Genomic DNA, 23,613 nt, shown 5'->3' with positions numbered 1-23,613 from the left:
ACGCTTGTTCTTTAAGCACCTGCGGCCATTTTGGCCATGGAAGAGGCTGCGGCAGGCATGCTTTGCACCCGCTCGACCATTTCCTGCGCAAACTCCACAAACGCCTGGCTGCCCTTGGCGGCCGGGTCGAACACCACGCCGGGCAGCCCGTAGCTGGGCGCCTCGGCCAGGCGCACGTTGCGCGGGATCACGCTGTTGAACACCTTGTCGCCAAAGTGGCCCTTGAGCTGGTCGCTCACCTGCTGCTGCAGAGTGATGCGCGGGTCGAACATCACGCGCAGCAGACCGATGATCTGCAGGTCGGCATTGAGGTTGGCATGCACCTGCTTGATGGTGTTGACCAGATCGGTCAGGCCTTCGAGCGCAAAGTATTCGCACTGCATGGGCACGATCACGCCGTGCGCGCTGCACAGGCCGTTGAGCGTGAGCATGGACAGCGAGGGCGGGCAGTCGATGAGCACAAAGTCGAAGTCGGCATCCGCCTCGGCCAGCGCGGCCTTGAGGCGCTTTTCGCGGTGCTCCAGCGTCACCAGCTCCACCTCGGCACCCGCCAGTTCGCGGTTGGCGCCCAGCACCCAGTAGCCACATTTGTCCGACAGCACGGCAGCCTCTTTCACCGAGGCGGATTCGAGCAGCACGTCGTACACCGTGAGGTCGAGGCTGCGCTTGTCCACGCCCGAGCCCATGGTGGCGTTGCCCTGCGGGTCCAGGTCCACCATCAGCACGCGCTGGCCGATCTTGGCCAGGCCGGCGGCGAGGTTGACGGTGGTGGTGGTCTTGCCCACCCCACCCTTTTGATTGGCAACGCAAAAAATCTTGGCCATGTGGGTGCTGCAGTTCGAGTGGTGTTATTTGGAGATGGCCAGCTTGATGCCAAAGCCGATCAGGAAGACGCCCGCAATCTTTTCCAGCGCGCGGCCGATGCGCGGGTTGGCGCGCATGCGCTCGGCCAGAAAGTGCGTGAGCAGCACGGCGACCAGGCCATAAAGAAACGTGAGTGCCGCCACCGTGGCCGCCATCACGCCAAAGGTCAGCATGCCCTGGTGCCGGGCCGGGTCCACGAACAGAGGAAAGAACGCCATGTAGAACACGATGGCCTTGGGGTTGAGCAAGGTGATGAGCCCGGCCTGCTTGAAGTAGTGGCGCGGCTCGATGTTCAGGATGGGCTGGGCGCCCGGCTTGGCCGTGACCATCTTGAAGCCCAGCCACGCGAGGTAGGCCGCGCCCAGCCACTGCACGGCGTTGAAAGCCGCCGGGTAGGTGGCCAGCAGCGTGGCCACACCGGCCACCGCCGCCCACATCAGCACCTGGTCACCCGCAATCACGCCCATGGTGGCGGCCAAACCGCCGCGGATACCGCCCTTGCTGGTGGAAGTGATGAGCGCCAGATTGCCAGGGCCTGGGATGAGCAGGAACAACACAATGGCAGCGACAAAGGCGCCGTAGTCTGCGATGCCGAACATGGTTTCTCCTGGTGCGCGGGGAGGGTGCGGCCAAAAGATGCACCCGGGTGAGCAGCCGAGTTTACGCGAGCCCCCTGCCCCAGTCGCTGAAAAGTCGGCGCCGCAGCGCCAAGGCCATCAGGCGGGCTTCATCCAGACGATGCAGCGCTCGGCGTCCAGGCCGGGTACCGTGAGCTGTTCCACGTGAAACACCGCCACATCCGCAGGCAGCGCGGCGATTTCATCGTATGGGTGCTTGCCCTTCATGGCCAGCCACACACCGTGGGGCGCCGCCAGCGCGCTGCGCGACCAGGTGACGAAGTCCGGCAACGAGGCAAACGCGCGGCAGCTGATGAGGTCAAACGGCGTGGTCAGCGTCTCGACCCGCGCATGCACACCATGCAGGTTGCGCAGCTTGAGCGCCACCGCCGCCTGCTGGATGAACGCCGCCTTCTTGCCCACGGTGTCTACGCAGCTCACATCCACATCCGGGCAGCAGATGGCAAACACAACGCCGGGCAGGCCGCCGCCCGATCCGACATCCAGCAGCCTCACCGCTGCCACCGCCCCACCCTGCTGCAGGCCTGCCACATGCCTGCGCAGCGGCGCCACAGCGGCCAGGCTATCCAGCAGGTGGTGCGTCATCATCTCTTGCGGGTCGCGCACAGCCGTCAGGTTGTAGACCTTGTTCCACTTCTGCAGCAGCGCCAGAAAGTCCATCAACAGCCCGACCTGCGCATCGCTCAAGCCCAGCGCCAGGGCGTCCGCCCCGGCTTGCAGTTGTTGGCGCAAGCTGTCGTGGTTGGTATTCACCGCCATCGTCATGCCGCCACTTCGCCTTCTGCCTTGGCGGGCGTTGCTGGGGCCACAGCAAACTCCTTGAAACCGCCCTTCTTCAAGTGCACCATCAGCAGCGAAATCGACGCGGGCGTGATACCCGTGATGCGCGAGGCATGGCCCAGGGTCTCGGGCCGGTGGCGGCTGAGCACCTGGCGCGCCTCGATGCTCAGGGCCGTGACCTGCATGTAGTCCAGGTCGGGCGGCAGGCGCAGCTTCTCGAAATGCGCGGCACGCTCCACTTCATCCTTCTGGCGGTTGATGTAGCCCGCGTACTTGGCGGCAATCTCCACCTGCTCCACCACCGGCTCGCTCAGGTCACCCAGGGTTTCACGTGAAACATCGACGGTTGCGTACTTGCCACCGTCCATCGACATCAGGTTGGCGTAGTTCACATCGGGGCGGCGCAGCAGCTCGAACAGGTTGTACTCGTGCTCGATGCTCTTGCCCAACACCCGCTCGGATTCGGCGGCGGGCAGGTTGCGCGGGTTCACCCAGGTGGCCTTGAGGCGTTCTGATTCACGTGAAACCGCATCGCGCTTGCGGCTGAAGGCATCCCAGCGCGCGTCATCCACCAGACCCATCTGGCGCCCCACTTCGGTCAGGCGCATATCCGCGTTGTCCTCGCGCAGCTGCAAGCGGAACTCGGCCCGGCTGGTGAACATGCGGTAGGGCTCGGTCACACCCTTGGTGATCAGGTCATCCACCAGCACGCCCAGGTAGGCCTCGTCGCGGCCGGGTAGCCAGGGCGCATCGCCCCGGCATTGCAGCGCGGCATTGATGCCGGCGAACAGGCCCTGGGCCGCGGCCTCTTCATAGCCGGTGGTGCCATTGATCTGCCCGGCAAAGAACAGGCCCTGGATCTGGCGCGTCTCGAAGCTGCTCTTGAGCGAGCGCGGGTCGAAGTAGTCGTATTCGATGGCGTAGCCGGGGCGCAGGATGTGTGCGTTTTCCAGCCCCGGCATGCTGCGCACCAGGTCGTACTGGATATCGAACGGCAGGCTGGTGCTGATGCCGTTGGGGTAGAACTCGTGCGTGGTCAGCCCCTCGGGCTCCAGAAAGATCTGGTGGCTGTCCTTGTCGGCGAAGCGGTTGATCTTGTCTTCCACGCTCGGGCAGTAGCGCGGGCCCACGCCCTCGATCTTGCCGGTGAACATGGGGCTGCGGTCAAAGCCGCTGCGGATGATCTCGTGCGTGCGCTCGTTGGTGTGGGTGATCCAGCAGGGCACCTGCTGGGGGTGCATGGCGGCATTGCCCATGAAGCTGAACACGGGCACCGTGCCCTCGTTCACACCGCCGGGCATGCCGTCCCCGGGCTGCTCGGTGCACTTCGAAAAGTCGATGCTGCGCCCGTCAATGCGCGGCGGCGTCCCGGTCTTCAGGCGCCCTTGGGGCAGCTTCAGCTCCTTGAGGCGTGCCGACAGCGACACCGCAGGCGGGTCACCCGCCCGGCCGGCCGCGTAGTTGTTCAGGCCCACATGGATCTTGCCGTCCAGGAAGGTGCCGGCCGTCAGCACCACGGTACGGCTGCGAAAGCGGATGCCCACCTGCGTCACGGCGCCCACCACACGGTCACCCTCCACCATCAGGTCGTCCACCGCCTGCTGGAACAGCCAGAGGTTGGGCTGGTTCTCCAGCATGCGGCGGATGGCGGCCTTGTACAGAATGCGATCCGCCTGCGCCCGCGTGGCCCGCACCGCAGGGCCCTTGGAGCTGTTGAGGATGCGGAACTGGATACCGCCCTCGTCCGTGGCCAGCGCCATGGCACCGCCCAGCGCATCCACTTCTTTGACCAAGTGGCCTTTGCCGATGCCGCCGATGCTGGGGTTGCAGCTCATCTGGCCCAGGGTCTCGATGTTGTGGGTCAGCAGCAGCGTTTTGCGGCCCATGCGCGCAGCGGCCAGCGCGGCCTCGGTGCCTGCATGGCCACCGCCGACAACGATCACATCAAATTCCTGGGGGTACAACATGGGGTGCTCCGGGGCCACGGTGGGCCCGACATTCAAAACCGTCTGCCGTCCTGCGACGGCCCCACAAGGGCAGGTCGCACGGCGGCGGGCTGCGCCACCGCCGGCCCATCAGGGCGGCAAGGGTGCAAGGGGAAACCCGCGATTTTCCCACCTTTGCATGCTTTTTGTGCAAAGCCCTGGGCACTGCGGCTGCGCCATTCGTCCACGGCGCTGCTGGACCATACTGCCTGGGACGGATGTTCCACGTGAAACAAGCACCCGCTCACGCCCGTTTTGGCGCGGCAGCTTGCAGTATTCCTGCCCCGGCTTTGTGCTCCAATGGCCCGCATGACCACCCAACTTCTCATCTTCGCGGGCAGCACCCGCCAACAGTCCTTCAACCGCAAATTGGCCCACGCCACTGCCGCCATCGCGCGCGATGCGGGGGCCAGCGTCACGCTGATGGAGCTGTCGGACTTCAACATCCCGCTGTACAACGCCGACCTCGAAGCCCAGGGCACGCCCGCCGATGTGATCCGCCTCAAGGAAATCCTCTGGCAGCACCCGGCCTGGATCATCTGCTCGCCCGAGTACAACGGCAGCTACACCGCCCTGCTCAAGAACACGATCGACTGGGCCTCCAGCCCCGTCAAGGGCAACCCCGACTGGCAGGACGGTGGCAAGAGTTTTCGCGGCAAGGTCGTAGGCATGCTGAGCGCCTCGCCCGGCGCCCTGGGCGGCCTGCGCTCGCAGAGCCACCTGGCCCCCCTGCTGATCAACGCCGAATGCTGGCTCGCGCCGAAGGCGTTTGCCCTGGGCTCGGCAGGCAGCGCATTTGACGACAGTGGCGCCCTCATCCAGCTAGCCCACCGCGACCGCGTGCGTGCCGTGGTGGACCAGGTGCTGTGGGGCGCCAGCCGCCTCCAGCCCGCTGGCGACCAATAACGCGGCCCGCTCGTGGACTGCCGCCCCGGCTGCGGCGCCTGCTGCACCGCTCCTTCCATCAGCTCGCCCATCCCGGGCATGCCCCAGGGCAAGCCGGCGGGGGTACGCTGCATTCAGCTGGGGGACGACGCGCGCTGCCGCATCTTTGGCCAACCCGAGCGCCCGGCAGTGTGCGCGGGGCTGATGCCCTCGGCCGAGATGTGTGGCAGCAGCCAGGCGCAGGCCCTGCACTACCTGTCGCGGCTGGAATCGCTCACGCAACCGGCCCCGCGCCCGTAGCCGGTCTTGCGGGGCCCTCGCGGGACATTGCAGGCGGTTCAAGCCCCAAAGTGACCCAAGCGCCAGTGCCACATGCGCCAGCAGCTATCAAAATAGTAGTCTGCAAACTCGGCTGTCACAAACTGCAGGTATGCGCCGTCTGTGCTTCACTGAAGCACTCCACCGCCGCCATTGCCATGACTACCACCGACCCCTTCACCACCCTGCGCCCTCGCCTCTTTGGCATTGCCTACCGCATGCTGGGCGTGCGGGCCGATGCCGAGGATGTGCTGCAGGACGCCTGGCTGCGCTGGAGCCGCACTGACGCCAGCACCCTGCAGTCGGCCGAGGCCTGGCTGGTGACCATCGTCACGCGGCTGTCCATTGATCGGCTGCGCGCGGCCAAGGCCGAGCGCGAGGCCTATGTGGGCTGGTGGCTGCCCGAGCCGCTGGTGGAGCTGGACGCCCACACGCCCGAGTCGGCGGCCGAGCTGGCGGGCGAACTGTCGGTGGCGTTCATGTACGTGCTGGAACGCCTGGGGCCCGAGGAGCGCGCGGCCTTTTTGCTGCGCCAGGTGTTCGACTACGACTACCCCGAGATCGCTGCCCAGCTGGGCAAGACCGAGGCCAGCTGCCGCCAGATGGTGCACCGCGCCAGCGAGCGCGTGCAGCAGGCGCGCACCCGCTTCGAGGTGCCGCAGGCGGTGCACCACCAGTTGCTGCAACGCTTCATGAAAGCCGCCCAGAGTGGCGACCGCCAAGCCATCGAGGCGCTGCTGAGCGAAGACGCCCAGCTCATCGGCGATGGCGGCGGCGTGGTGCCCTCGTTCCCCAAGCCGCTGGTGGGGCCGTTCCGCATCACCAATCTGTACTGGGCACTGTTCCGGCGCCTGGGCGCGCAGGTGGTCTACCGCATGGCGCTCATCAACGGCGAGCCGGGCCTGCTGCGCTATGTGGACGGGCGCATCGAGTCGGCCCAGGCGTTTGTGACCGATGGCGAGCGCATCGTGGCCATCTACGCGGTGCGCAACCCGGACAAGCTGGCGGGCATCCCCGCCACGCTGCCACTGTAAAGACACGGGCACAGCGCTGTTCGTGAGAACCGCTGCACAGGCGGCCCCGGCAAGCGCGCCAGGGCAGAAAAAAAGCAGGCCTCCTGTCACAACCCGGCACGGCGCAGCGTCTTGATGGGTATGGAAGACGGCAATGCAGCCACATGGCGACATCGCCAGAAGGCCCCGCACCAGCGCCGTCTTTCACCCCCGTCATCAACCCTTTGCCATCACCCAGGAGATTTCCATGTCGCAACACAGCGTCCGCCTGCCCTACCACCAACTGTCGTCCAAGGCCTTCATGGGCCTGGTCAACGTCTCTGAAACCATCAAGAAAGGCCCGCTGGGCACCCGGCTGGCCGAGCTGGTGTTCCTGCGTGTTTCGCAGATCAACGGGTGTGCCTACTGCATGGACATGCACTGGAGCGCGCTCGTCAAGGACGGCGCCGACCCACGCCACCTGAACGCCGTGGCCGGCTGGCGCGAGGCACCGTTCTTCAGCGAACGCGAACGCGCCGCGTTTCGCTGGGCCGAGATCATCACCGCCACGCCCCACAGCGACGCGAGCGATGACGAATACGCGAAATTGACGGCCCTGTTCTCCGACGCCGAGATTTCCGACCTGGTCTTTGCCATCGCCATCATCAACGCCTGGAACCTGCTGAACGCGGGCATGCGCGCGCCGATCCCGCAGGCCGGCTGAGCGCTGGCCGACGAACGCTAGGGATGTCCTGCATAACCCTCGCGAGTCGGCGGTAGTGCGGATCGGGACAGGCCGCAAGGCGTCTTTTTGCAGCCAATAGCCGGGCTATTGGCAAAAAAAGCAACGCAGCGGATGGCCCGAGGCCGCGCTATCACAGACCGCAGGAAGTTATGCAGGACATCCCTAGGGGCCGGTGGAGTGCACATCGGACCCTGGAGCCTGCCAAAGGCGACAGACACCAAAAATCGGGTCAAACTGGCTGGTAGCGCCAGTGGATATTGCCTCTATTGCTATCAATAATAGAGCAAAGAACACCCGAAACATGGCCACGGGTGTAGCCTGCCTGACAGACCCGGTCACCGCCCCGCCCTACAGTGGTGTCTTCCCACCCACAACACCGGAGACACCCCCCATGCTCAACATCCCCTCGCTGCAAGGCAGCGTCAGCCCTGAAGAATGGCAGCTGCGCTGCGACCTGGCCGCGTGCTACCGGCTCGTGGCGCTGTACGGCTGGAGCGACCTGGTTTTCACCCACATCAGCGCCAAACTGCCCGAGTCGGTGTCGGGCCCGGGCGAGCACCACTTCCTCATCAACCCCTACGGCCTCATGTTCGACGAGATCACCGCGTCGAGCCTGATCAAGGTGGACATGCAGTGCAACAAGCTGCACGAATCGCCCTTCCCGGTGAACCCGGCAGGCTTCGTGATCCACAGCGCCGTGCACGAGGCCCGGCCCGAGGCGGGCTGCGTGTTGCACACCCACACCCGCGCCGGCGTGGCCGTCAGCGCGCAAAAGGGCGGCGTGCTGCCCATCAGCCAACAAAGCACCTTTGTGCTGGGCTCGCTGGCGTACCACGAGTACGAAGGCGTGGCCTTCCGCGACGAAGAAAAGCCGCGCCTGCAGGCCGACCTGGGCGAGGCCAACTTCCTCATGCTGCGCAACCACGGCCTGCTGACCGTGGGCAAGACGATTGCCGACGCATTCTTGTCGATGTACACCTTCGAGAACACCTGCCGCATCCAGATCGATGCGCAGGCGGGTGGCGAACTGACGCAGGTGAACCCGCAAATCGTGAGCGGCGTGGCCCAGGCCATGCGCGTGCAGACCGGCGGCCTGGGCGGTGCCTTTGCCTGGCCCGCGCTGCTGCGCAAGGTGCAGCGCGACCTTCCAGGCTACGACACCTAACCCCCCTGTGTCGCCTTCGGCGCCCTCCCCCAGGGGGACGCCGCCCGTGCGGCAGGGCGGCCCTTGCACGGCGGCACTGACTTGGGCCGTGCCAGTTTCCGCCTCCGGGGCCTGTGCAGCGTAGGCGGCCAGCAAGAAAGCTGCGCAGCGCATAGGATCGGCGGTTTCCGACCGTTTTCAAGGACCGATCCATGAAGCTTTACTACTCCCCCGGCGCCTGCTCCCTGTCGCCCCACATCGCCCTGCACGAAGCCGGCCTAGCCCACACCCCCGTGCTGGCCAGCACCAAGAGCCACAAGCTCCAGGATGGCACCGACTACTACGGCATCAACCCCCTGGGCTACGTGCCCTTGCTGGAGCTGGACAACGGCGAGCGCCTGCGCGAAGGCCCCGCCATCGTGCAGTACATCGCGGATCAAGTGCCCGACAAGCAGCTGGCCCCCGCCAACGGCACCCTGGCGCGCTACCGCCTGCAAGAGTGGCTGACCTTCATCGGCACCGAACTGCACAAGGGTTTCAGCCCCCTGTTCAACCCCGCCACACCCGAAGACTACAAGCCCATGGTGCGTGAGCGCCTGCTGCAGCGCCTGCAGTGGGTGGACAGCCAGCTCGCCGGCAAGCAGTACCTGATGGGCGACCAGTTCACCGTGGCCGATGGCTACCTGTTCACCGTGACCAACTGGACCCAGCCCACCAAGCTCGACATCTCCGGCCTGGCGAACCTGGCGGCCTACCGTGAACGCGTGGGTGCCCGCCCCGCAGTGCAAGCCGCGATGAAGGCTGAAGGGCTGCTGAAGTAAGGCTGGGGCTACAAGGGGCGCTGCCGCCACGCCACCAGCGCCCCTACCCACAGCGCGCAGGCCGAGAACACCAGCCCGCGCGCCAGGCCTCCAGGCCCATCGGCGATCCAGCCCACCACCGTGGGCCCCACGATCTGCCCGGCCGCAAACACGATGGTGAACGCGCTGATGCCGCTGGCCCACAGCGCCTGCGGCAGGTTGTGCCGCACCAGCGCCGTGGTCGATGCCACCACCGACAAAAACACCCCGCCAAACAGCAGCCCCGAGGCCAACACCACCGGCCAGGCCCCGGTGATGGCGGGCAGGATGGTGGCCATGCCCAGCAGCGCATTCAGGCGCGCCAGGGCCTCACCGCCCCGGCTGCGGTCCAGCAGCCCGGCCCAGATGCGCGACGACAGCACCACAGCCAGCCCCAGCAGGGCGTAGAACAGCGTCACCTCGCCCGCACCCCGGCCCTGCTCGCTCAGCAGCGCCACCACAAAGGTCATGTAGCCGATATAGCCCACGCCAAACAGGCCGTAACCCAGCAGCGCAGGGGCCAAGGCCCGCCAGCGCACGCGGTCGGGCACTGCAGCCGCCGGTGTGGTCCCGGAAGCCGCGGCCACGGGTGCAGCGAGCCCGTGCAACACCCGCGCCGGCCACAGCAGCGCCGCCGTGGCCGCCACACAGGCCAGCGCGAGCGCCCACCAGGCCCAGGTCCAGCTGTGCGGTGCGGGGGCCGCTGCCAGCACCGCGGGCACCAGCAGCGCCGACAGGCTGATGCCCCAACCCGTGCCACCGTAATACAGGCCCAGCAACAAACCGCTGCGCCCCGGCACCTGGGCACCCAGCCGCGCCGCGAGCAGGCCACCGGCAATGAACACCAGCGCACTGGCCCCACCGGCCAGCAGGCGCTGCACCAGGAGGGGTGCCGCCTGCGTGAAAAAGCCGCTCAGGCCCATGAACACCGTGGCCATCACCGCACCCGCCAGCAGCACAGCCCCTGGCGCCACGCGCCGCAACAGCCAGGGCGTGGCCAGAGCGCCGAGCAAGTAGCCCAGCGCATTCGCCGTGTTCATGCCCCCTGCCAGCGTGTACGACCAGCCCAGGTCTTCGCGCATGGGCGGTAGCAACAGGGCATAGGCAAACCGCGTGATGCCCAGTGAAATGGCAGCCCCCATCGACAGGGCCACGGCGAGCCACAGGCTGCGCAACGGGGAAACGGGGAACGGTGCGGGGGGCGGTGGCAGGGACATGGCTGTTCATTCTCATGCAAGGGCCGCGACGCTGCAGGCACGACGGACCTGAGCGACCGGGCTAACACAAAACCGGAGCCCTTGTTGACGCCGGTGCGCTGCACGTTTTGCGCTGCAGCATTAAGCTGTCAGCCTGCTTTTTTGCACATCGTCTTTCTCAGGACTCTCACCATGACCTCTTTGTTTGAACCCACCCGCGCGGGCGACCTTCAGCTGGCCAACCGCATCGCCATGGCGCCGCTCACGCGCAACCGCTCGCCCGAGGCCATCCCCACCGACCTGGTCGCCACCTACTACGCACAGCGCGCCAGTGCCGGTCTCATCATTTCCGAGGCCACGGCCATCAGCCCGCAAGCCCAGGGCTATGCGGATGTGCCCGGCCTGTACGGCACCGAACAATTGGACGGCTGGAAGAAGGTGACCCGCGCCGTGCACGATGCCGGCGGCAAGATCGTGGTGCAGCTGTGGCATGTGGGCCGCGTCTCGCACACCGACCTGCAACCCGGCAACGCCGCGCCCGTCGCACCCTCGGCCGTGCAGGCCAACACCAAGACCGTGCTCATCAAGGACGGCGTGCCCACCTTCACCCCCACCTCCATGCCCCGCGCGCTTGATGCCGAAGAGATCCCCGGCATCGTGCAGGACTACCGCCACGCCGCGCGCAACGCCATTGCGTCGGGCTTTGATGGTGTCGAAATCCACGCGGCCAACGGCTACCTGATCGACCAGTTCCTCAAAACGGGTGCCAACCAGCGCACCGACGACTACGGCGGCAGCATCAAAAACCGCGCCCGCCTGCTGCTGGAGGTGACGCGCGCCATCGTCGAGGAAATCGGCGGCGGCCGCACCGGCATCCGCCTGTCGCCCGTCACCCCCGCCAACGACATCGTGGACGCCGACCCCCAGCCGCTGTTCGACCATGTGGTGCGCCAGCTGGCGCCCCTGGGCCTGGCCTACATCCACGTCATCGAAGGCGCCACCGGCGGCCCGCGCGAGGTGGAAGGCCGCCCGTTTGACTACGCGTCCCTCAAGGCCGCCTACCACGCTGCAGGCGGCAAGGGTGCGTGGATGGTCAACAACGCCTACACCCGCGAACTGGCCGACGCCGCCCTGGCCAAAGGCGCCGACATCGTGGCGTTTGGCCGCCCCTTCATCGCCAACCCCGACCTGGTAGCGCGCCTGAAGGCCAACGCGCCACTCAACGAGGTGAACCGTGCCACGCTGTATGGCGGCGGGGCCGAGGGGTACACGGACTATCCAGTGCTCAGCGCCTGAGTTCGCACCGAGAAGAAGCGGCCTTCTTGGGCCGCGCTGGTTGCAACTGGCGCGGCGCAAGCCAGCGACCGTCGCGCTGGCGGCGCCCCCCTGGGGAAAGGCGACTCAGGAGGGGCTTCCCAATCCAATGGGGCTCGGCGCCCGCATCACGATGCGGGTGAACAACCGGTCATACGCCGCGTCGCGCGGCTTGCCCGGAGCCAGGGGGTTGGTGTTGCTGGCAAAGGCCGCGTCGATGGCGGCCCAGTCATCTGGCAGCAGGGTTGCCTGGGCGGCTGGCAGCACCACGGTTTCTTCCAGGCGCATGTGCTCCAGGTAAAAGCGGATATAGCTTTCCAGCGCCAGCACAAACGCCTCACGGCGCGCGTCGCCCATCAGCTCCCAGCCCAGCAGCAGGTGCTGCAACTCGCGCACCGCTGCCTCGCCACCCTCGTGGTCCCGGTCCAGTTGTGCAATGGCCTCTGCTGCCTGGGGTGAGCGCTCGGCCACCTTGGGGAACAGCAACTGCGTCTCCTTGGGGTGGTGCTGCCGCTCCGGAAACTCGTCGATGTAGAACAGCATGGCCCGCATCACGTCAAAGAACGCAGCGGGTTCGTCGCCCGGACCCTGGTCCAGCATCAGGCGCAGCGAGTGCAACACCGCCGCAAGCGACGCGTGCTCTTCGCGAATGGTTCGCAGACTGATCGACGGCATGGTGCACTCCCCAGGTTCAACAAGGCCCCAAGGGTGCCACGCACGCCCCGGCGCGCCCATGACCCAGGTCAATAAACGACCGGGCAAAGCACCGGGCCCATGCCCTGCAAGTCCCCAGCCACCGCCCACAAAAAAGCCCCGCAGGACAGGCCTGCGGGGCTCGTAGGGATGGGGACAGGAAGCGCGCTAAGGGCAGCTCAGGGGCGCGCGCGCCCCGCCACCATTCATTCAGTGCGCCAGGCGCGCCTGGGCGGGGCCCGCAGCCAGCGCCTGGGGCTGCTGATCGGCATATGCCGCAGCGACCAGGCCGCCATGGCCGTAGCCCGCCGCCGACTCGGCCAGCCGGAACTGCTGCACCACGTGCGACAGGCGTGCAGCCTGCTCGCGCAGCGACTCGGCCGCAGCGGCCGACTGCTCGACCAGCGCGGCGTTCTGCTGCGTCATGCGGTCGATCTCGCCCACTGAGCTGTTCACCTGGCCGATGCCGGCCGACTGCTCGGACGCCGCCGCCGTGATCTCGCCAATGATGTCGCCCACGCGCTGCACGCTGCTCACGATGTCCTTCATCGCCGTGCCCGCTTCTTCCACATGGCGCACGCCGCCGTCCACGGCCGTCACGCTGTTCTGGATCAGGCCCTTGATGTCGCTGGCCGCCGCTGCGCTGCGCTGGGCGAGGCTGCGCACCTCGCTGGCCACCACGGCAAAGCCCCGGCCTTGCTCGCCTGCCCGCGCGGCTTCCACGGCCGCGTTCAGCGCCAGGATGTTGGTCTGGAACGCAATCGAGTCGATCAGGCCGATGATGTCGCCGATCTTGCGGCTGGAGGTCGAGATCTCGTGCATGCTGGCCACGGCCTGCTGCACCACGCCACCGCCCTGGGTGGCCATCTGCGAGGCCGATGCGGCGAGCTGGTTCGCCATCTGCGAGGACGATGCAGTTTGCTGCACCGTGGACGTGAGCTGCGACAGCGAGGAGACAGCCTCCTGCGCGTTGCTGGCGGTCTGCTCGGTGCGCTGCGACAGGTCCTGGTTGCCCGTGGCGATCTCCTGGCTGGCCGTGGCGATGTTGCCGCTGGCATCGCGCACCTGCGCCACCAGCGCCCCCAGGCCCTGCTGCATCTCACGCAGCGCGCGCTGCAGGTCGGCCACTTCGTCCTTGCCCTCGGCGGTGATGTGCTGCGACAGGTCGCCCCCCGCAATCGCCTGTGCCATCTTGCGTGCGTCCTCCAGCGGACGGCAGATGGAGTTCATGTTCATCAGGGTGGTCGGCACCACCACGACCACCGTGATCAGCACCGCGAGCACAAACAGCCACTTGGTCTGGTTGGACACCTCGCCCTGCTGCGCCACGGATTTGCTGACCTCGCTGCGCAGCACGGTGTCCAGTTCGGCCATCAGCTTGTCGGCCTCGTCAAACTCGGCCACGGCCTTGCCGCTCATGCGGTTGGCAATGGTGGCGGTGTCGTAGCCACCGGCCTCCAGCTGGCGCGCCACATGGGCGAACAGGTCCTTGTAGCTGTCGAGCTTGGTGATGATTTTGCGCACCACCGCGTTGTCGGCGTCATCGGCGCCTTCCAGGAACTTGCTGGCGGTCTTCTTGGCCTTCTCGTGGCTGGCCAGCCACTTGGTGTGGGCCGCCTTCACGGCCTCCGTCTTTTCGTAGCCGATGATCATGTCCTTCTCGTACTGGCGGATGGCCCCCATCTCGCCCCGCAGCTCGGCCATGGTGCTCACCTTGGCAAACGCGTTGTCCATGAAGTTCTGGCTCATGTCGTGGATGCGGAACATGCCCAGCATGCCCGCGCCGCCCAGCAGGCCCAACAGCCCCAGCACCACCCCAATGGCCCCCAGCATGCGCAAACGTATGGTGAACTGCCGCATGAGCGAGAAGAGATTCATGATCTGTCGTCCTTGATATAGCTTGGTCGATGCGCTCGCCGCACCTCCCCAGAGGCCGCAGACGGGCAACAAATCGTTGCAGTTTGCCAGACATCGATAACCGTTCTGTACGTATTTATCACATGCGCCACCGCTTGAGTAGGAGGGCATTCGCCATCACGCTGACCGAACTCAGCGCCATGGCGGCCCCGGCCACCACCGGGCTCAGGAAGCCCAGGGCCGCCAGCGGAATGCCCGCCACGTTGTACGCAAACGCCCAGAACAGGTTCTGGCGGATCTTCATCACCGTGCGGCGCGAGATATCCAGCGCCGCCGCCACCAGCATCGGGTCGCCACGCATCAGCGTGATGCCCGCTGCATGCATGGCCACGTCCGTGCCATTGCCCATCGCCATGCCCACATCGGCCGCAGCGAGCGCCGGGGCATCGTTAACGCCGTCGCCCACCATCGCGACATGATGGCGCTTGCCATCACTGCCCTGTTGCAACGCAGCCACCTTGGCCGCCTTGTCGCCCGGCAGCACCTCGGCCATCACCTCGCCCGCAGCCGGGTCCAGCCCCAGGCGGCGCGCCATGGCCTCAGCCGCGCCCCGGTTGTCGCCCGACACCATCACCGTGCGAATGCCCCGCGCCTTCAGTGCCGCCAGCGCCTCGCGCGCGCCGGGCTTGGGCTCGTCGCCAAAGGCCATGACCGCGCGCAATGCCAATCCCTCAGTCACACGCTGGGCCACGGCGGACACTGTGGCGCCTTCGCGTTGCAAAGCCTCCGCGCGGTCTGACAGCGGGCCCAGGCCCACCCCCAGCTCCTGCATCCAGCGCAGGCTGCCCACCAGGTAGCTCTGGCCCTCCACCTCGCCCTCGGTGCCGCGCCCGGGCACGGCGCGCACGTCCTGCGCGGTGGCCACGTGGATCTGCCGCTCGCCCGCAGCCGCCACCACCGCCCGCGCCAGCGGGTGTTCGCTGCCGCTTTGCACCGCCGCCACCGCCGCCATCACCACCGCATCATCCAGACCCGGTACCACCTCAAACGCCGTGAGCCGGGGCTGACCCACGGTCAGCGTGCCTGTCTTGTCAAAGGCCACCACATCCACCTTGTGGGCCAGCTCCAGCGCCTGCACGTCCTTGATCAGGATGCCGTGTTTGGCCGCTACACCCGTGCCCGCCATGATGGCCGCGGGCGTGGCCAGCCCCAGCGCACAAGGGCAGGCAATCACCATCACGGCAACCGCGTGGATCAGCGCCGCCTCCAGCCCCGCACCCATGGCCAGCCAGCCCGCCAGGGTCACCAGCGCAACCACCAGCACCACCGGCACAAAGATGGCCGACACCTGGTCCACCAGCCGCTGGATGGGCGCCTTGGCGGCCTGGGCGTCTTCCACCAGCCGGATGATCTGGGCCAGCACCGTCTCGGCGCCCACAGCCGTCACCGCCATCACGATGCGGCCATCACCGTTGATCGATCCACCCGTCAGCGCCGCGCCCACATCGCGCGCCACCGGCAGGGGCTCGCCGGTCAACATGGATTCATCCACCTGCGTGTGCCCCTCGTGCACCGTGCCGTCCACAGGGATGCGCTCGCCGGGCCGCACGACCAATTGATCGCCCACCAGTACCTCGGCCACGGGCACATCTACCTCGCCAGATTTGGAGAGCAAATGCACCACATCGGGCCGCAGCGCATGCAGCGCGCGGATGGCCGCCGTGGTCTGGCGCTTGGCGCGCGCCTCCAGCCACTTGCCCAGCAGCACCAGCGTGACCACCACGGCCGAGGCCTCGAAGTACAGGTGCGGCACATGCCCCGGATGGTCTGTGGGCGCTGTGAGCCACAGCCACATCGACAGGCCCCAGCCCGCGCTGGTACCCAGCGCCACCAGCAAATCCATATTGCCGCTCAGCGCCTTGGCCGCATGCCAGCCCGCTTTGTAAAACCGCGCCCCCAGAATGAACTGCACCGGCGTGGCCAGCGCAAACTGCATCCAGGCGGGCAGCATCCAGTGCTGGCCAAACAGGTCGCCGATCATCGGCAGCACCAGCGGCGCCGACAGCAGCAGGCCAATGCCCACGGGCAGGAACCCCGCCCAGGGCGACAGGTCTTCCACCGCCTCGTCCTGCCCCAGCGCCCGGGGCTCGTAGCCCGCATTGCGCACCGCGCGGCGCAGCACCGCCTCCATCGCGGCAGCGTCAGCGCCCACCTGCGTGACAAAGGCAATGCGCGCAGACTCGGTCGCCAGGTTGACCGAGGCCTCCTGCACGCCGGGTACCTTGCGCAGCGCGCGCTCCACACGGCCCACGCAGCTTGCGCAGGTCATGCCAGAAATGCCCAGGTCCAGCGAGTGGAGGGACTCGGGCGCAGTGTTGGGGGGGGTGGTGATGGTGTTCATGGCCGGGATGCTGATCCTTGACGTGATGGCAAGGTCAAGCATTGATATTGATCAACCCTCACATCATGAGTGTCTTGCGCAGCGTTTGACTCTGCCACGATGTCAAGCTTCAACATTCGCTTCGGTCGCATCCACGGCCACATTTCCAAATCCAACAAGGACACACCATGGCAACCAACACCACAACCTTCCAAGTACAGGGCATGACATGCGGCCACTGCGAACGCGCCGTCACCCAGGCCGTGCAGCAGGTAGACCCTAACGCCCAAGTCCGCATCGACCGCGCCAGCGGCAAGGTGGACGTGGACAGCACCGCCCCCCGCGAAGCCCTGGCCGCCGCCATTGCCGAAGAAGGCTACACCGTCGCGGCCTGAGCTCCACGCCACCAAGCACCCAGCGAAGGCCACACCATGACCACGCCCCAGTCCATCAATACCGCGCCGACCGCGCGCACCAAGGCCGCAGCGCCCCGCGCCATCGCCTGGCCCGTGCCCATCGGCGTCGCCGCGCGGCGCGCAGGCATCTCGGCGCGCATGGTGCGGCACTACGAATCGCTGGGCCTCATCAACGGCGTGGCGCGCACCGACAGCGGCTACCGCCAGTACACCGAGGCCGATGTGCACGCCCTGCACTTCATCCGCCGCAGCCGCGACCTGGGCTTCTCGATGGAAGAAATCGCCGAGCTGCTGGGCCTGTGGCACGACCACAGCCGCGCCAGCAGCCAGGTCAAGCGCATCGCGCAGCAGCACATCGACGACCTGAGCGAACGCATCGCCCAGATGCAGGCCATGCAGCGCAGCCTGCAAACGCTGGTGTCCTGCTGCCAGGGCAACGACCGGCCGGACTGCCCCATCCTGGACGATCTGGCCTCCGGGCAGGCAGAACACCACACACCCCGGGCCTTGCGCAAAACGCTACCAAATCAATAGCTGCTTGCGCATGATCGAGTACCGCTTGGGGCACAAAGAGCCTCAAAACTGCTCACACTAGGCCCCGGCGGCTCCGCATGGCAGACTCTCAGGCAGTTCCCACTGCCTGCTACTGCCTGCCTCATGCCCACCTCTGTCGCCCAGCTTCAACAATGGCTGCTTGAACCCGAAGGCCAGCGCCTGGAATTCAAGGAGGCCAAGCAGAACTACCACTTTGACACGCTGGTCAAGTACTGCGTGGCCCTGGCCAACGAGGGCGGCGGCACCATGGTGCTGGGCGTGACGGACAAGCGGCCCCGTCGCATTGTGGGCACACAGGCGTTTGAAGAGCCAGGACGCACCGAGGCGGGTCTGCACCAGAAGCTTGGGCACCGCATCCCCGTAGAAGAGCTGTTGCTGCCCGAAGGGCGCGTGGTGATCGTTCACGTTCCGCCACGCCTGCCGGGCACAGCATGGGAGATCGATGGCCGCTACTTCAAGCGCGCGGGTGACGACCTAGCAGCCCTGAGCGGCCAAGAGCTGCGGGAGATGTTTGCAGAAACAGGTCCCGACTTTTCGGCACAGCCCTGCCCCGGCGCCACGCTGGCCGACCTGGAGCCCGAGTCCATCGCCCTGTTCCGCGAACGCTGGGCGCGCAAGACTGGCGACCCACGCAGGCGCGAGCTGAGCGACCTGCAAACGCTGCGCGATACCGAACTGCTGGTGGAGGGCGATCAGGTGAGCTATGCAGCGCTCATTCTGTTTGGTACGCGTGCGGGCCTCACGCGGTGGCTGGCACAGGCAGAGCTGGTGTTTGAATACCGCTCGTCCGAAGCCGCAGGCCCGGCAGCCGACCGCGAGGAATACCGCGCAGGCTTCTTTGCCTGGCAGGACGCATTGTGGAAAAAGATCAACCTGCGCAACGACCGGCAGAGTTACCAGGACGATTTCTTTCGCATGGACCTGCCCACCTTTGACGAGGTGCCCGTGCGCGAGGCCATCCTGAACGCGGTGGCCCACCGCGACTACCGCCTGGGCGGCTCGGTCTTTGTGCGGCAATTTGCCAAGCGGCTGGAGGTGGTTAGCCCCGGTGGCCTGCCGCCCGGCATCACGCCCGAGAACATCATTGACCAGCAATACCCGCGCAACCGCCGCCTGGCCGAGGCGCTAGGGCGCTGCGGGCTCATCGAACGATCCGGCCAGGGCTTGAACCTGATGATGGAAAGCGCCGTGCGCCAAGGCAAGCCCCTGCCCAGCTTTGCAGGTACTGCCGCGCACGAGGTGCGGCTGACGCTGGAGGGTGGCGTGCGCAACCCGGCGTTTGTGCGGTTCATGGAGCGGCTGGGGGACGAGACGCTGCGCAGCTTTTCTACATTGGACTATTTGGCGCTGGAATGCCTGCAACAGGGTCGGCCCATGGCACCTCAGCTGCTGGAACGGTTGCCCGCCCTTGCGGAAGTGGGTGCCGTAGAAACTATCGGTAGGGGCAAGACCGCCAAGTACATCCTGGCGGCCGCCTTGTATGCGTCGCTGGGTAGTAAAGGCAGCTATACCCGGAAGCGGGGCTTGGATCATGGAACCAACAAGGCTTTGCTGCTGCAGCATCTCAAAGACCAAGGCGAAGCCGGTGCGCCACTGAGCGAGTTCAGACAAGTGCTGCCGTCCCTTCCCATGAAGGCCGTACAGAAGCTCCTGGATGAGTTGCGCAATGAAGGGGTGATCAATGTTCTCGGTCAGCGGCGCTGGGCCCGTTGGTATCTATCAGAGGCAGCCGTCTTTAAGCCAACTGGCAATACCTAGGGGTAAAGCAATGCTTTATGTCGCAGAATATTTCCATATAAATCAATGACTTATAAAACCCAAAACCGCACAAAGAATACGGTAGCGGGTTAAACAACCTGTTTAAACAAGCCGGTCACAGGAAGCCGTTCGCGCACATCACGTGAAAAAGGCAATGCGTTGATGAAAACCGGTTTCGCTGAACTTGCCAAGGCGCAGCGTGAGGCTTTGACAAGCTCAGCCCAAACAAGCACGTCAAGCATCAGAGATACAGGCTCAATACCCTGAAAACACTATTCGATAGATAGCTTTCAGCGCCTATCCAAGGACGCCAAAAGCCAATCTGCCTCAATCCATCGGTAGATACAACACGCTAGCCTCCACCGCGTTGGGCACGGGTCTTTGCCTTGCCGCTGGCGGGCTTTGGTTGGGGGACTGGCGCTGAAACAGCGCTATCGGCGATGACCGCCGCAGGCCGCCGCAACACCCCATCACACAGCGTCGCAATGCACTGCTGCGCCACCTGCTCGGGCGTGTATTCGCCATCGGGCTGGTACCAGCGGCCGATCCAGCTGAGCGCACCGGCAATCACAAAAGCCGTCATCTTCGGGTCGCAGGGCTGCAGCGATCCTTCGGCCACGCCCTCGGCCACCAGGCGGCGGAACTCCTGATCGATGGCGGACTTCAGGCGGCGCAGCTCCTTGCGGCTTTCGGGGGGCAGCTGCTCGTCGCCCACGCGGATCAGGCACATGCCGAAGTCCATGGTGACGATGCGCGCATACACCTGCATGCAGGTCATGAGCTGGTCAATGGCCTTGCCGCCCGCAGCGCGCGAGGCATCAATCCCCTCCAGCATCATCGTGAGGCCCTTGCTCACGCACTGCAGCAGGATCTCGTCCTTGTTCTTCACGTAGTAGTACAGCGTGGGCTTGGTCACGTTCAGGCGCGCGGCGATGTCGTCGAGCGAGGTGGCGTGAAAGCCGCGTTCGTTGAACAACTGGGCCGCCGCCTGCAGCACCGCATTGCGCTTGGCCTCGCGCTGGCGCTCGCGGTGCGACACCGGGGGCCAGGGAGACGCCGCAGCGGTCGGGGCTGACGCAGGGGCGGCTGGGGCCGACTCAGCCTTCGCGGCCTTTTTGACCGGCTTGGCCAGCTTGACCTGCTTGGCAGCGGGTGCAGAAGACGGCGCTGCGGCGGTGGGGGTGGCGCTGCGGCGGCGGGTTGCCACTTTGGCGTGGGGCATGGATGGCAGTTCCTCGGGAAAGTACGGATGCTGATGAGGGTCGCGGCTTCCAGAATCTACTTGCGAGTAAACAGTTTACGCACAAGTAGGAAATTTGCGCTGGGTTCCATCGAAATTTCTGTCAAAAGCTGTAGTCAACCCGTATTAGAAAGCCAATGGAGACAACCCCTTCCGGCCCCGCTGCTGCCACGCCCCTGCTGCAGGTGCAGGGCGTGACCCTGGCGTTCGGTGGCGTGAAGGCGCTGACCGGCGTGGGGTTTGATGTGCAGCCTGGCTCCATCACCGCCGTCATCGGCCCCAACGGTGCGGGCAAGACCTCGCTGTTCAACACCATTTCGGGCTTTTACCGGCCCAGCCAGGGCTCCATCCGCTTTCAGGGGCAAGACATCACCCGCGTGCCCGCGCCGCAGCGCGCCAAGCTGGGCCTGGGCCGCAGCTTTCAGAACATTGCGCTGTTTCGCGGCATGACGGTGCTCGACAACATCAAGCTCGGCCGCCACGCGCACCTCCAAACCAACGTGCTCGACGCGCTGTTCTACCTGGGCCGCGCACGCCGCGAAGAGGCCGCGCTGCGCCGCGACATCGAGGAACGCATCATCGACTTTCTCGAAATCGACCACATCCGCCACGCACCCGTCTCGGCCCTGCCCTACGGCCTGCAAAAGCGCGTGGAGATGGCCCGGGCCCTCGCCATGCAGCCACAGATCCTGATGCTGGACGAACCCGTGGCCGGCATGAACCGCGAAGAGACCGAAAACATGGCACGCTTCATCCTCGACGTGCGCGAGGAATGGGGCGTGACGGTGCTCATGGTCGAACACGACATGGGCATGGTGATGGACCTGTCGGACCACGTGGTGGTGCTCAACTTCGGCCAGGTCATCGCGCAAGGCACGCCCGCGCAGGTGCAGGCGGACCCCGAGGTCATCCGCGCCTACTTGGGCGCGGGCGATGTGGGCGACCTGCGTGCCAAGCTGCAGGGGGTGACCACCGCATGACAGGCAACTTCGACTGGGCCTACCTGTTTGAGATCAGCCTCACCGGCATCGCTGGTGGCGGGCTGTATGCGCTGGCAGCGCTGGCCTTTGTGATGGTCTACAAGGCCACCCGCGTGGTCAACATCGCCATTGGCGAGCTGCTCATGGTAGGCGCCTACCTGTTCTTCACCTTTGCATCGATGTTTGCGCTGCCGCTGTGGCTGGCCATCCCGGCCGCCGTGCTGGGCACAGGCCTGCTGGGCGCGGTGATCGAGCGCACCATGATCCGCCCGCTGCTGGGCGAGCCGCCGATCTCCGTCTTCATGGTCACCGTGGGCCTGGCCTCGGTGCTCGTGGGCTTGGTCGAGATGATCTGGACGGCCGACCAGCGCCGCCTGCCCGACTTCATGCCCACGCAGCCCATCATGGTGGGCGATGCATTCCTCGCGCCCAAGGTGTTCTGGGGTGCTGTGATTGCCGTCGCGTTCATCGCAGCGGTGCTGGTGGTGTTCCGCTTCTGGCGCGGCGGCGTGGCCCTGCGCGCCACGGCCAGCGACCAGGCCGCCGCGTACTCGGTGGGCATCAACGTGCCACGTGTGTTCTCGCTGGCCTGGGTGGCCTCGGCCATGCTCGCGGCCATCTCCGGGATCATCGTCGGCTCGATTGGCGGCATCTCGTCCAGCATGGGTGTGTTCGGGCTGTCGGTGCTGGTGGTCGTCATCGTGGGCGGGCTCGACAGCGTGCTGGGCGCGCTCGTCGGCGGCATCCTCATCGGTCTGATCGAGGCGCTGGCCGGGGCCTACCTGGGCGGTGAATACAAGCTGCTGGCCACCTTCATCGTGCTGGTGGCCGTGCTGCTGGCGCGGCCGTACGGCCTGTTCGGCACCCACGAAATCGAGAGACTGTAAAAACATGAGCCCCCACGTTCATCACCTCGTGTATCCACTGCCCCCCAAGGGGGCGCAGGCCTCCCTTGGGCCGGCCCGGCGGCAGGCCTGACCCATGCGCATCGGAACCCTCAAGGAAACCTACATCGCCGACGCGGCGCTGTTCGACTCGCGCACGCAAAAGGTGTGGCTGGCCGTGGGCGCTGCGCTGCTGGTGCTGTTCCCCTTCATGGCCAGCGACTACTGGCTGTACCTGGCCTGTCTGGTCAGCATCAATGTGGCCAGCGCCACAGGGCTCAACATCCTCACGGGCTACACGGGGCTGGTCAGCCTGGGGCAGGCCGCCTTCATGGGCCTGGGCGCGTACACCGTGGCCGTGCTGGAAACCAAGGTGGGCACGCCCTTTGTGCTCAACCTCCTGGCCGGTGGTTTTGTCGCCATGCTGGGCGGCATCGTGGTGGGCATTCCTTCGCTGCGCGTGAAGGGGCTGTACCTGGCGATTGCCACGATTGCCGCATCGTTCATTGCGCACTTCATCTTTGCCAACTGGAAGTTCACCGGCGGCACCGGGGGCCTGAGCGTGCCGCCCGCCAAGCTGCTTGGCATGGCGCTCGACACCTCGTTCCGCCTGTACTGGCTGATCGTGCCCGTGACGATCCTCATGCTGCTGGGCGCGGCCAACCTGTTCCGCACGCGCGTGGGCCGTGCGTTCATCGCGATTCGCGACCGCGACATCTCGGCCGAGGTGCTGGGCATTCCGCTGCTGCGCTACAAGCTGCTGTCGTTTGGGCTGTCGTCGTTCTATGCGGGTGTGGCAGGCGGGCTGTGGGCGTACTTCTTCCGCGTGGTCACGCCCGAGAGCTTTCCGCTGCTCATGTCCATCTTCTTCCTGGCGGCCATCATCGTCGGCGGCATGGGCTCCATCCTGGGCGGCATCCTGGGCGCGGTGTTCATGACCATGGTGCCCGAGCTGCTCAAGCTCGTGGTGGACCTGATGCCCGGCGGCAGCGAACTCACGGTGTTCCTCTCGCCCGTGCGCACGGTCATCTTTGGCCTGCTCATCATCGGTTTTCTCGTCTTCGAGCCCCATGGCCTGGCCGAAGTGTGGCGGCGCGTCCGTCGTTTCTTCCATCTCTGGCCTTTCCGCAACTAAACCAACAGGAGACCC

The 23,613-nt window shown here is 66.2% G+C and carries 22 protein-coding genes; 13 read left to right on the top strand and 9 right to left on the bottom strand.

The window, feature by feature from the left end:
- Window positions 1-11 precede the first annotated feature (11 nt).
- The 4 genes from C8C99_RS15290 to mnmG form a co-directional block, all read right to left on the bottom strand.
- Window positions 12-824, bottom strand: a complete 813-nt coding sequence (locus tag C8C99_RS15290) for a ParA family protein (protein ID WP_056643522.1) — start codon at window positions 822-824, stop codon at window positions 12-14.
- A 24-nt stretch (window positions 825-848) separates the two neighbouring features.
- The gene (locus C8C99_RS15285) at window positions 849-1,463 is read right to left on the bottom strand and encodes a LysE family transporter (RefSeq protein WP_108626192.1); all 615 of its coding nucleotides are present in this window, start codon (window positions 1,461-1,463) and stop codon (window positions 849-851) included.
- 117 nt (window positions 1,464-1,580) lie between these two features.
- The gene (rsmG, locus tag C8C99_RS15280) at window positions 1,581-2,267 is read right to left on the bottom strand and encodes a 16S rRNA (guanine(527)-N(7))-methyltransferase RsmG (protein WP_199226420.1); all 687 of its coding nucleotides are present in this window, start codon (window positions 2,265-2,267) and stop codon (window positions 1,581-1,583) included.
- Window positions 2,264-4,249 carry a tRNA uridine-5-carboxymethylaminomethyl(34) synthesis enzyme MnmG gene (gene mnmG / locus C8C99_RS15275; RefSeq protein WP_108626190.1) on the bottom strand — a complete coding sequence of 662 codons (1,986 nt, stop codon included), beginning with the start codon at window positions 4,247-4,249 and terminating at the stop codon, window positions 2,264-2,266. The genes rsmG and mnmG overlap by 4 nt, the downstream gene beginning before the upstream one ends.
- Window positions 4,250-4,576: 327 nt before the next feature.
- On the opposite strand from mnmG, the gene C8C99_RS15270 reads away from it, so the two are divergent.
- The 6 genes from C8C99_RS15270 (at window position 4,577) to gstA (ending at window position 9,172) form a co-directional block, all read left to right on the top strand.
- Window positions 4,577-5,173 (top strand): NADPH-dependent FMN reductase, encoded by a 597-nt coding sequence (locus C8C99_RS15270; RefSeq protein WP_108627189.1) that lies wholly within the window; start codon window positions 4,577-4,579, stop codon window positions 5,171-5,173.
- 12 nt (window positions 5,174-5,185) lie between these two features.
- A complete protein-coding gene (locus tag C8C99_RS15265) occupies window positions 5,186-5,452 on the top strand; it encodes a YkgJ family cysteine cluster protein (RefSeq protein WP_056643532.1) in 267 nt (88 codons plus the stop codon).
- A 176-nt stretch (window positions 5,453-5,628) separates the two neighbouring features.
- The gene (locus tag C8C99_RS15260; protein ID WP_108626189.1) at window positions 5,629-6,504 is read left to right on the top strand and encodes an RNA polymerase sigma-70 factor; all 876 of its coding nucleotides are present in this window, start codon (window positions 5,629-5,631) and stop codon (window positions 6,502-6,504) included.
- Window positions 6,505-6,730: 226 nt separating this feature from the next.
- The gene (locus C8C99_RS15255) at window positions 6,731-7,186 is read left to right on the top strand and encodes a carboxymuconolactone decarboxylase family protein (RefSeq protein WP_108626188.1); all 456 of its coding nucleotides are present in this window, start codon (window positions 6,731-6,733) and stop codon (window positions 7,184-7,186) included.
- A 412-nt stretch (window positions 7,187-7,598) separates the two neighbouring features.
- Window positions 7,599-8,372 carry a class II aldolase/adducin family protein gene (locus C8C99_RS15250; RefSeq protein WP_056643536.1) on the top strand — a complete coding sequence of 258 codons (774 nt, stop codon included), beginning with the start codon at window positions 7,599-7,601 and terminating at the stop codon, window positions 8,370-8,372.
- Window positions 8,373-8,563: 191 nt separating this feature from the next.
- Window positions 8,564-9,172 carry a glutathione transferase GstA gene (gene gstA / locus C8C99_RS15245; protein ID WP_056643538.1) on the top strand — a complete coding sequence of 203 codons (609 nt, stop codon included), beginning with the start codon at window positions 8,564-8,566 and terminating at the stop codon, window positions 9,170-9,172.
- 8 nt (window positions 9,173-9,180) lie between these two features.
- On the opposite strand, the gene C8C99_RS15240 is transcribed toward gstA, so the two are convergent.
- On the bottom strand, window positions 9,181-10,407 hold the full coding sequence (locus C8C99_RS15240) for a YbfB/YjiJ family MFS transporter (protein WP_108626187.1): 1,227 nt from the start codon (window positions 10,405-10,407) through the stop codon (window positions 9,181-9,183).
- A 171-nt stretch (window positions 10,408-10,578) separates the two neighbouring features.
- Between C8C99_RS15240 and C8C99_RS15235 the strand changes: the two genes are divergently transcribed.
- On the top strand, window positions 10,579-11,682 hold the full coding sequence (locus tag C8C99_RS15235) for an alkene reductase (RefSeq protein ID WP_056643541.1): 1,104 nt from the start codon (window positions 10,579-10,581) through the stop codon (window positions 11,680-11,682).
- 105 nt (window positions 11,683-11,787) lie between these two features.
- Here the strand turns inward: C8C99_RS15235 and C8C99_RS15230 are convergent, their stop codons facing one another.
- From C8C99_RS15230 to C8C99_RS15220, 3 genes are all read right to left on the bottom strand, one after another.
- A complete protein-coding gene (locus C8C99_RS15230) occupies window positions 11,788-12,375 on the bottom strand; it encodes a hemerythrin domain-containing protein (RefSeq protein ID WP_056643543.1) in 588 nt (195 codons plus the stop codon).
- A gap of 228 nt (window positions 12,376-12,603) precedes the next feature.
- Window positions 12,604-14,271 carry a methyl-accepting chemotaxis protein gene (locus C8C99_RS15225; protein WP_056643545.1) on the bottom strand — a complete coding sequence of 556 codons (1,668 nt, stop codon included), beginning with the start codon at window positions 14,269-14,271 and terminating at the stop codon, window positions 12,604-12,606.
- Window positions 14,272-14,389: 118 nt separating this feature from the next.
- A complete protein-coding gene (locus tag C8C99_RS15220; protein WP_108626186.1) occupies window positions 14,390-16,651 on the bottom strand; it encodes a cation-translocating P-type ATPase in 2,262 nt (753 codons plus the stop codon).
- Between the two features lie 167 nt (window positions 16,652-16,818).
- Here C8C99_RS15220 and C8C99_RS15215 point away from each other — a divergent pair, with 167 nt between their 5' ends.
- From C8C99_RS15215 to C8C99_RS15205, 3 genes are all read left to right on the top strand, one after another.
- Window positions 16,819-17,025, top strand: coding sequence for a heavy-metal-associated domain-containing protein (locus C8C99_RS15215; RefSeq protein ID WP_015011905.1), 207 nt, complete (start codon window positions 16,819-16,821; stop codon window positions 17,023-17,025).
- A gap of 36 nt (window positions 17,026-17,061) precedes the next feature.
- Complete coding sequence (gene cueR / locus C8C99_RS15210) at window positions 17,062-17,580, top strand: Cu(I)-responsive transcriptional regulator (RefSeq protein ID WP_233247238.1); 519 nt, start codon at window positions 17,062-17,064, stop codon at window positions 17,578-17,580.
- Between the two features lie 123 nt (window positions 17,581-17,703).
- Window positions 17,704-19,359: an ATP-binding protein gene (locus tag C8C99_RS15205; protein WP_108626185.1), complete on the top strand. Its 1,656-nt coding sequence runs from the start codon at window positions 17,704-17,706 to the stop codon at window positions 19,357-19,359.
- A 352-nt stretch (window positions 19,360-19,711) separates the two neighbouring features.
- Here the strand turns inward: C8C99_RS15205 and C8C99_RS15200 are convergent, their stop codons facing one another.
- Window positions 19,712-20,581, bottom strand: coding sequence for a TetR/AcrR family transcriptional regulator (locus C8C99_RS15200; RefSeq protein WP_233247237.1), 870 nt, complete (start codon window positions 20,579-20,581; stop codon window positions 19,712-19,714).
- Window positions 20,582-20,736: 155 nt separating this feature from the next.
- On the opposite strand from C8C99_RS15200, the gene C8C99_RS15195 reads away from it, so the two are divergent.
- From C8C99_RS15195 to C8C99_RS15185, 3 genes are all read left to right on the top strand, one after another.
- Window positions 20,737-21,579, top strand: a complete 843-nt coding sequence (locus C8C99_RS15195; protein ID WP_108626184.1) for an ABC transporter ATP-binding protein — start codon at window positions 20,737-20,739, stop codon at window positions 21,577-21,579.
- The gene (locus tag C8C99_RS15190) at window positions 21,576-22,466 is read left to right on the top strand and encodes a branched-chain amino acid ABC transporter permease (protein ID WP_108626183.1); all 891 of its coding nucleotides are present in this window, start codon (window positions 21,576-21,578) and stop codon (window positions 22,464-22,466) included. The genes C8C99_RS15195 and C8C99_RS15190 overlap by 4 nt, the downstream gene beginning before the upstream one ends.
- Window positions 22,467-22,560: 94 nt before the next feature.
- Window positions 22,561-23,598 (top strand): branched-chain amino acid ABC transporter permease, encoded by a 1,038-nt coding sequence (locus tag C8C99_RS15185; RefSeq protein WP_108626182.1) that lies wholly within the window; start codon window positions 22,561-22,563, stop codon window positions 23,596-23,598.
- Window positions 23,599-23,613: the final 15 nt, after the last annotated feature.

Source organism: Acidovorax sp. 107, assembly GCF_003058055.1.
GTDB lineage: Bacteria > Pseudomonadota > Gammaproteobacteria > Burkholderiales > Burkholderiaceae_C > Acidovorax.
Note: the sequence above shows the minus strand (reverse complement) of the source record. Positions and strands in the feature narration are given on the sequence as shown.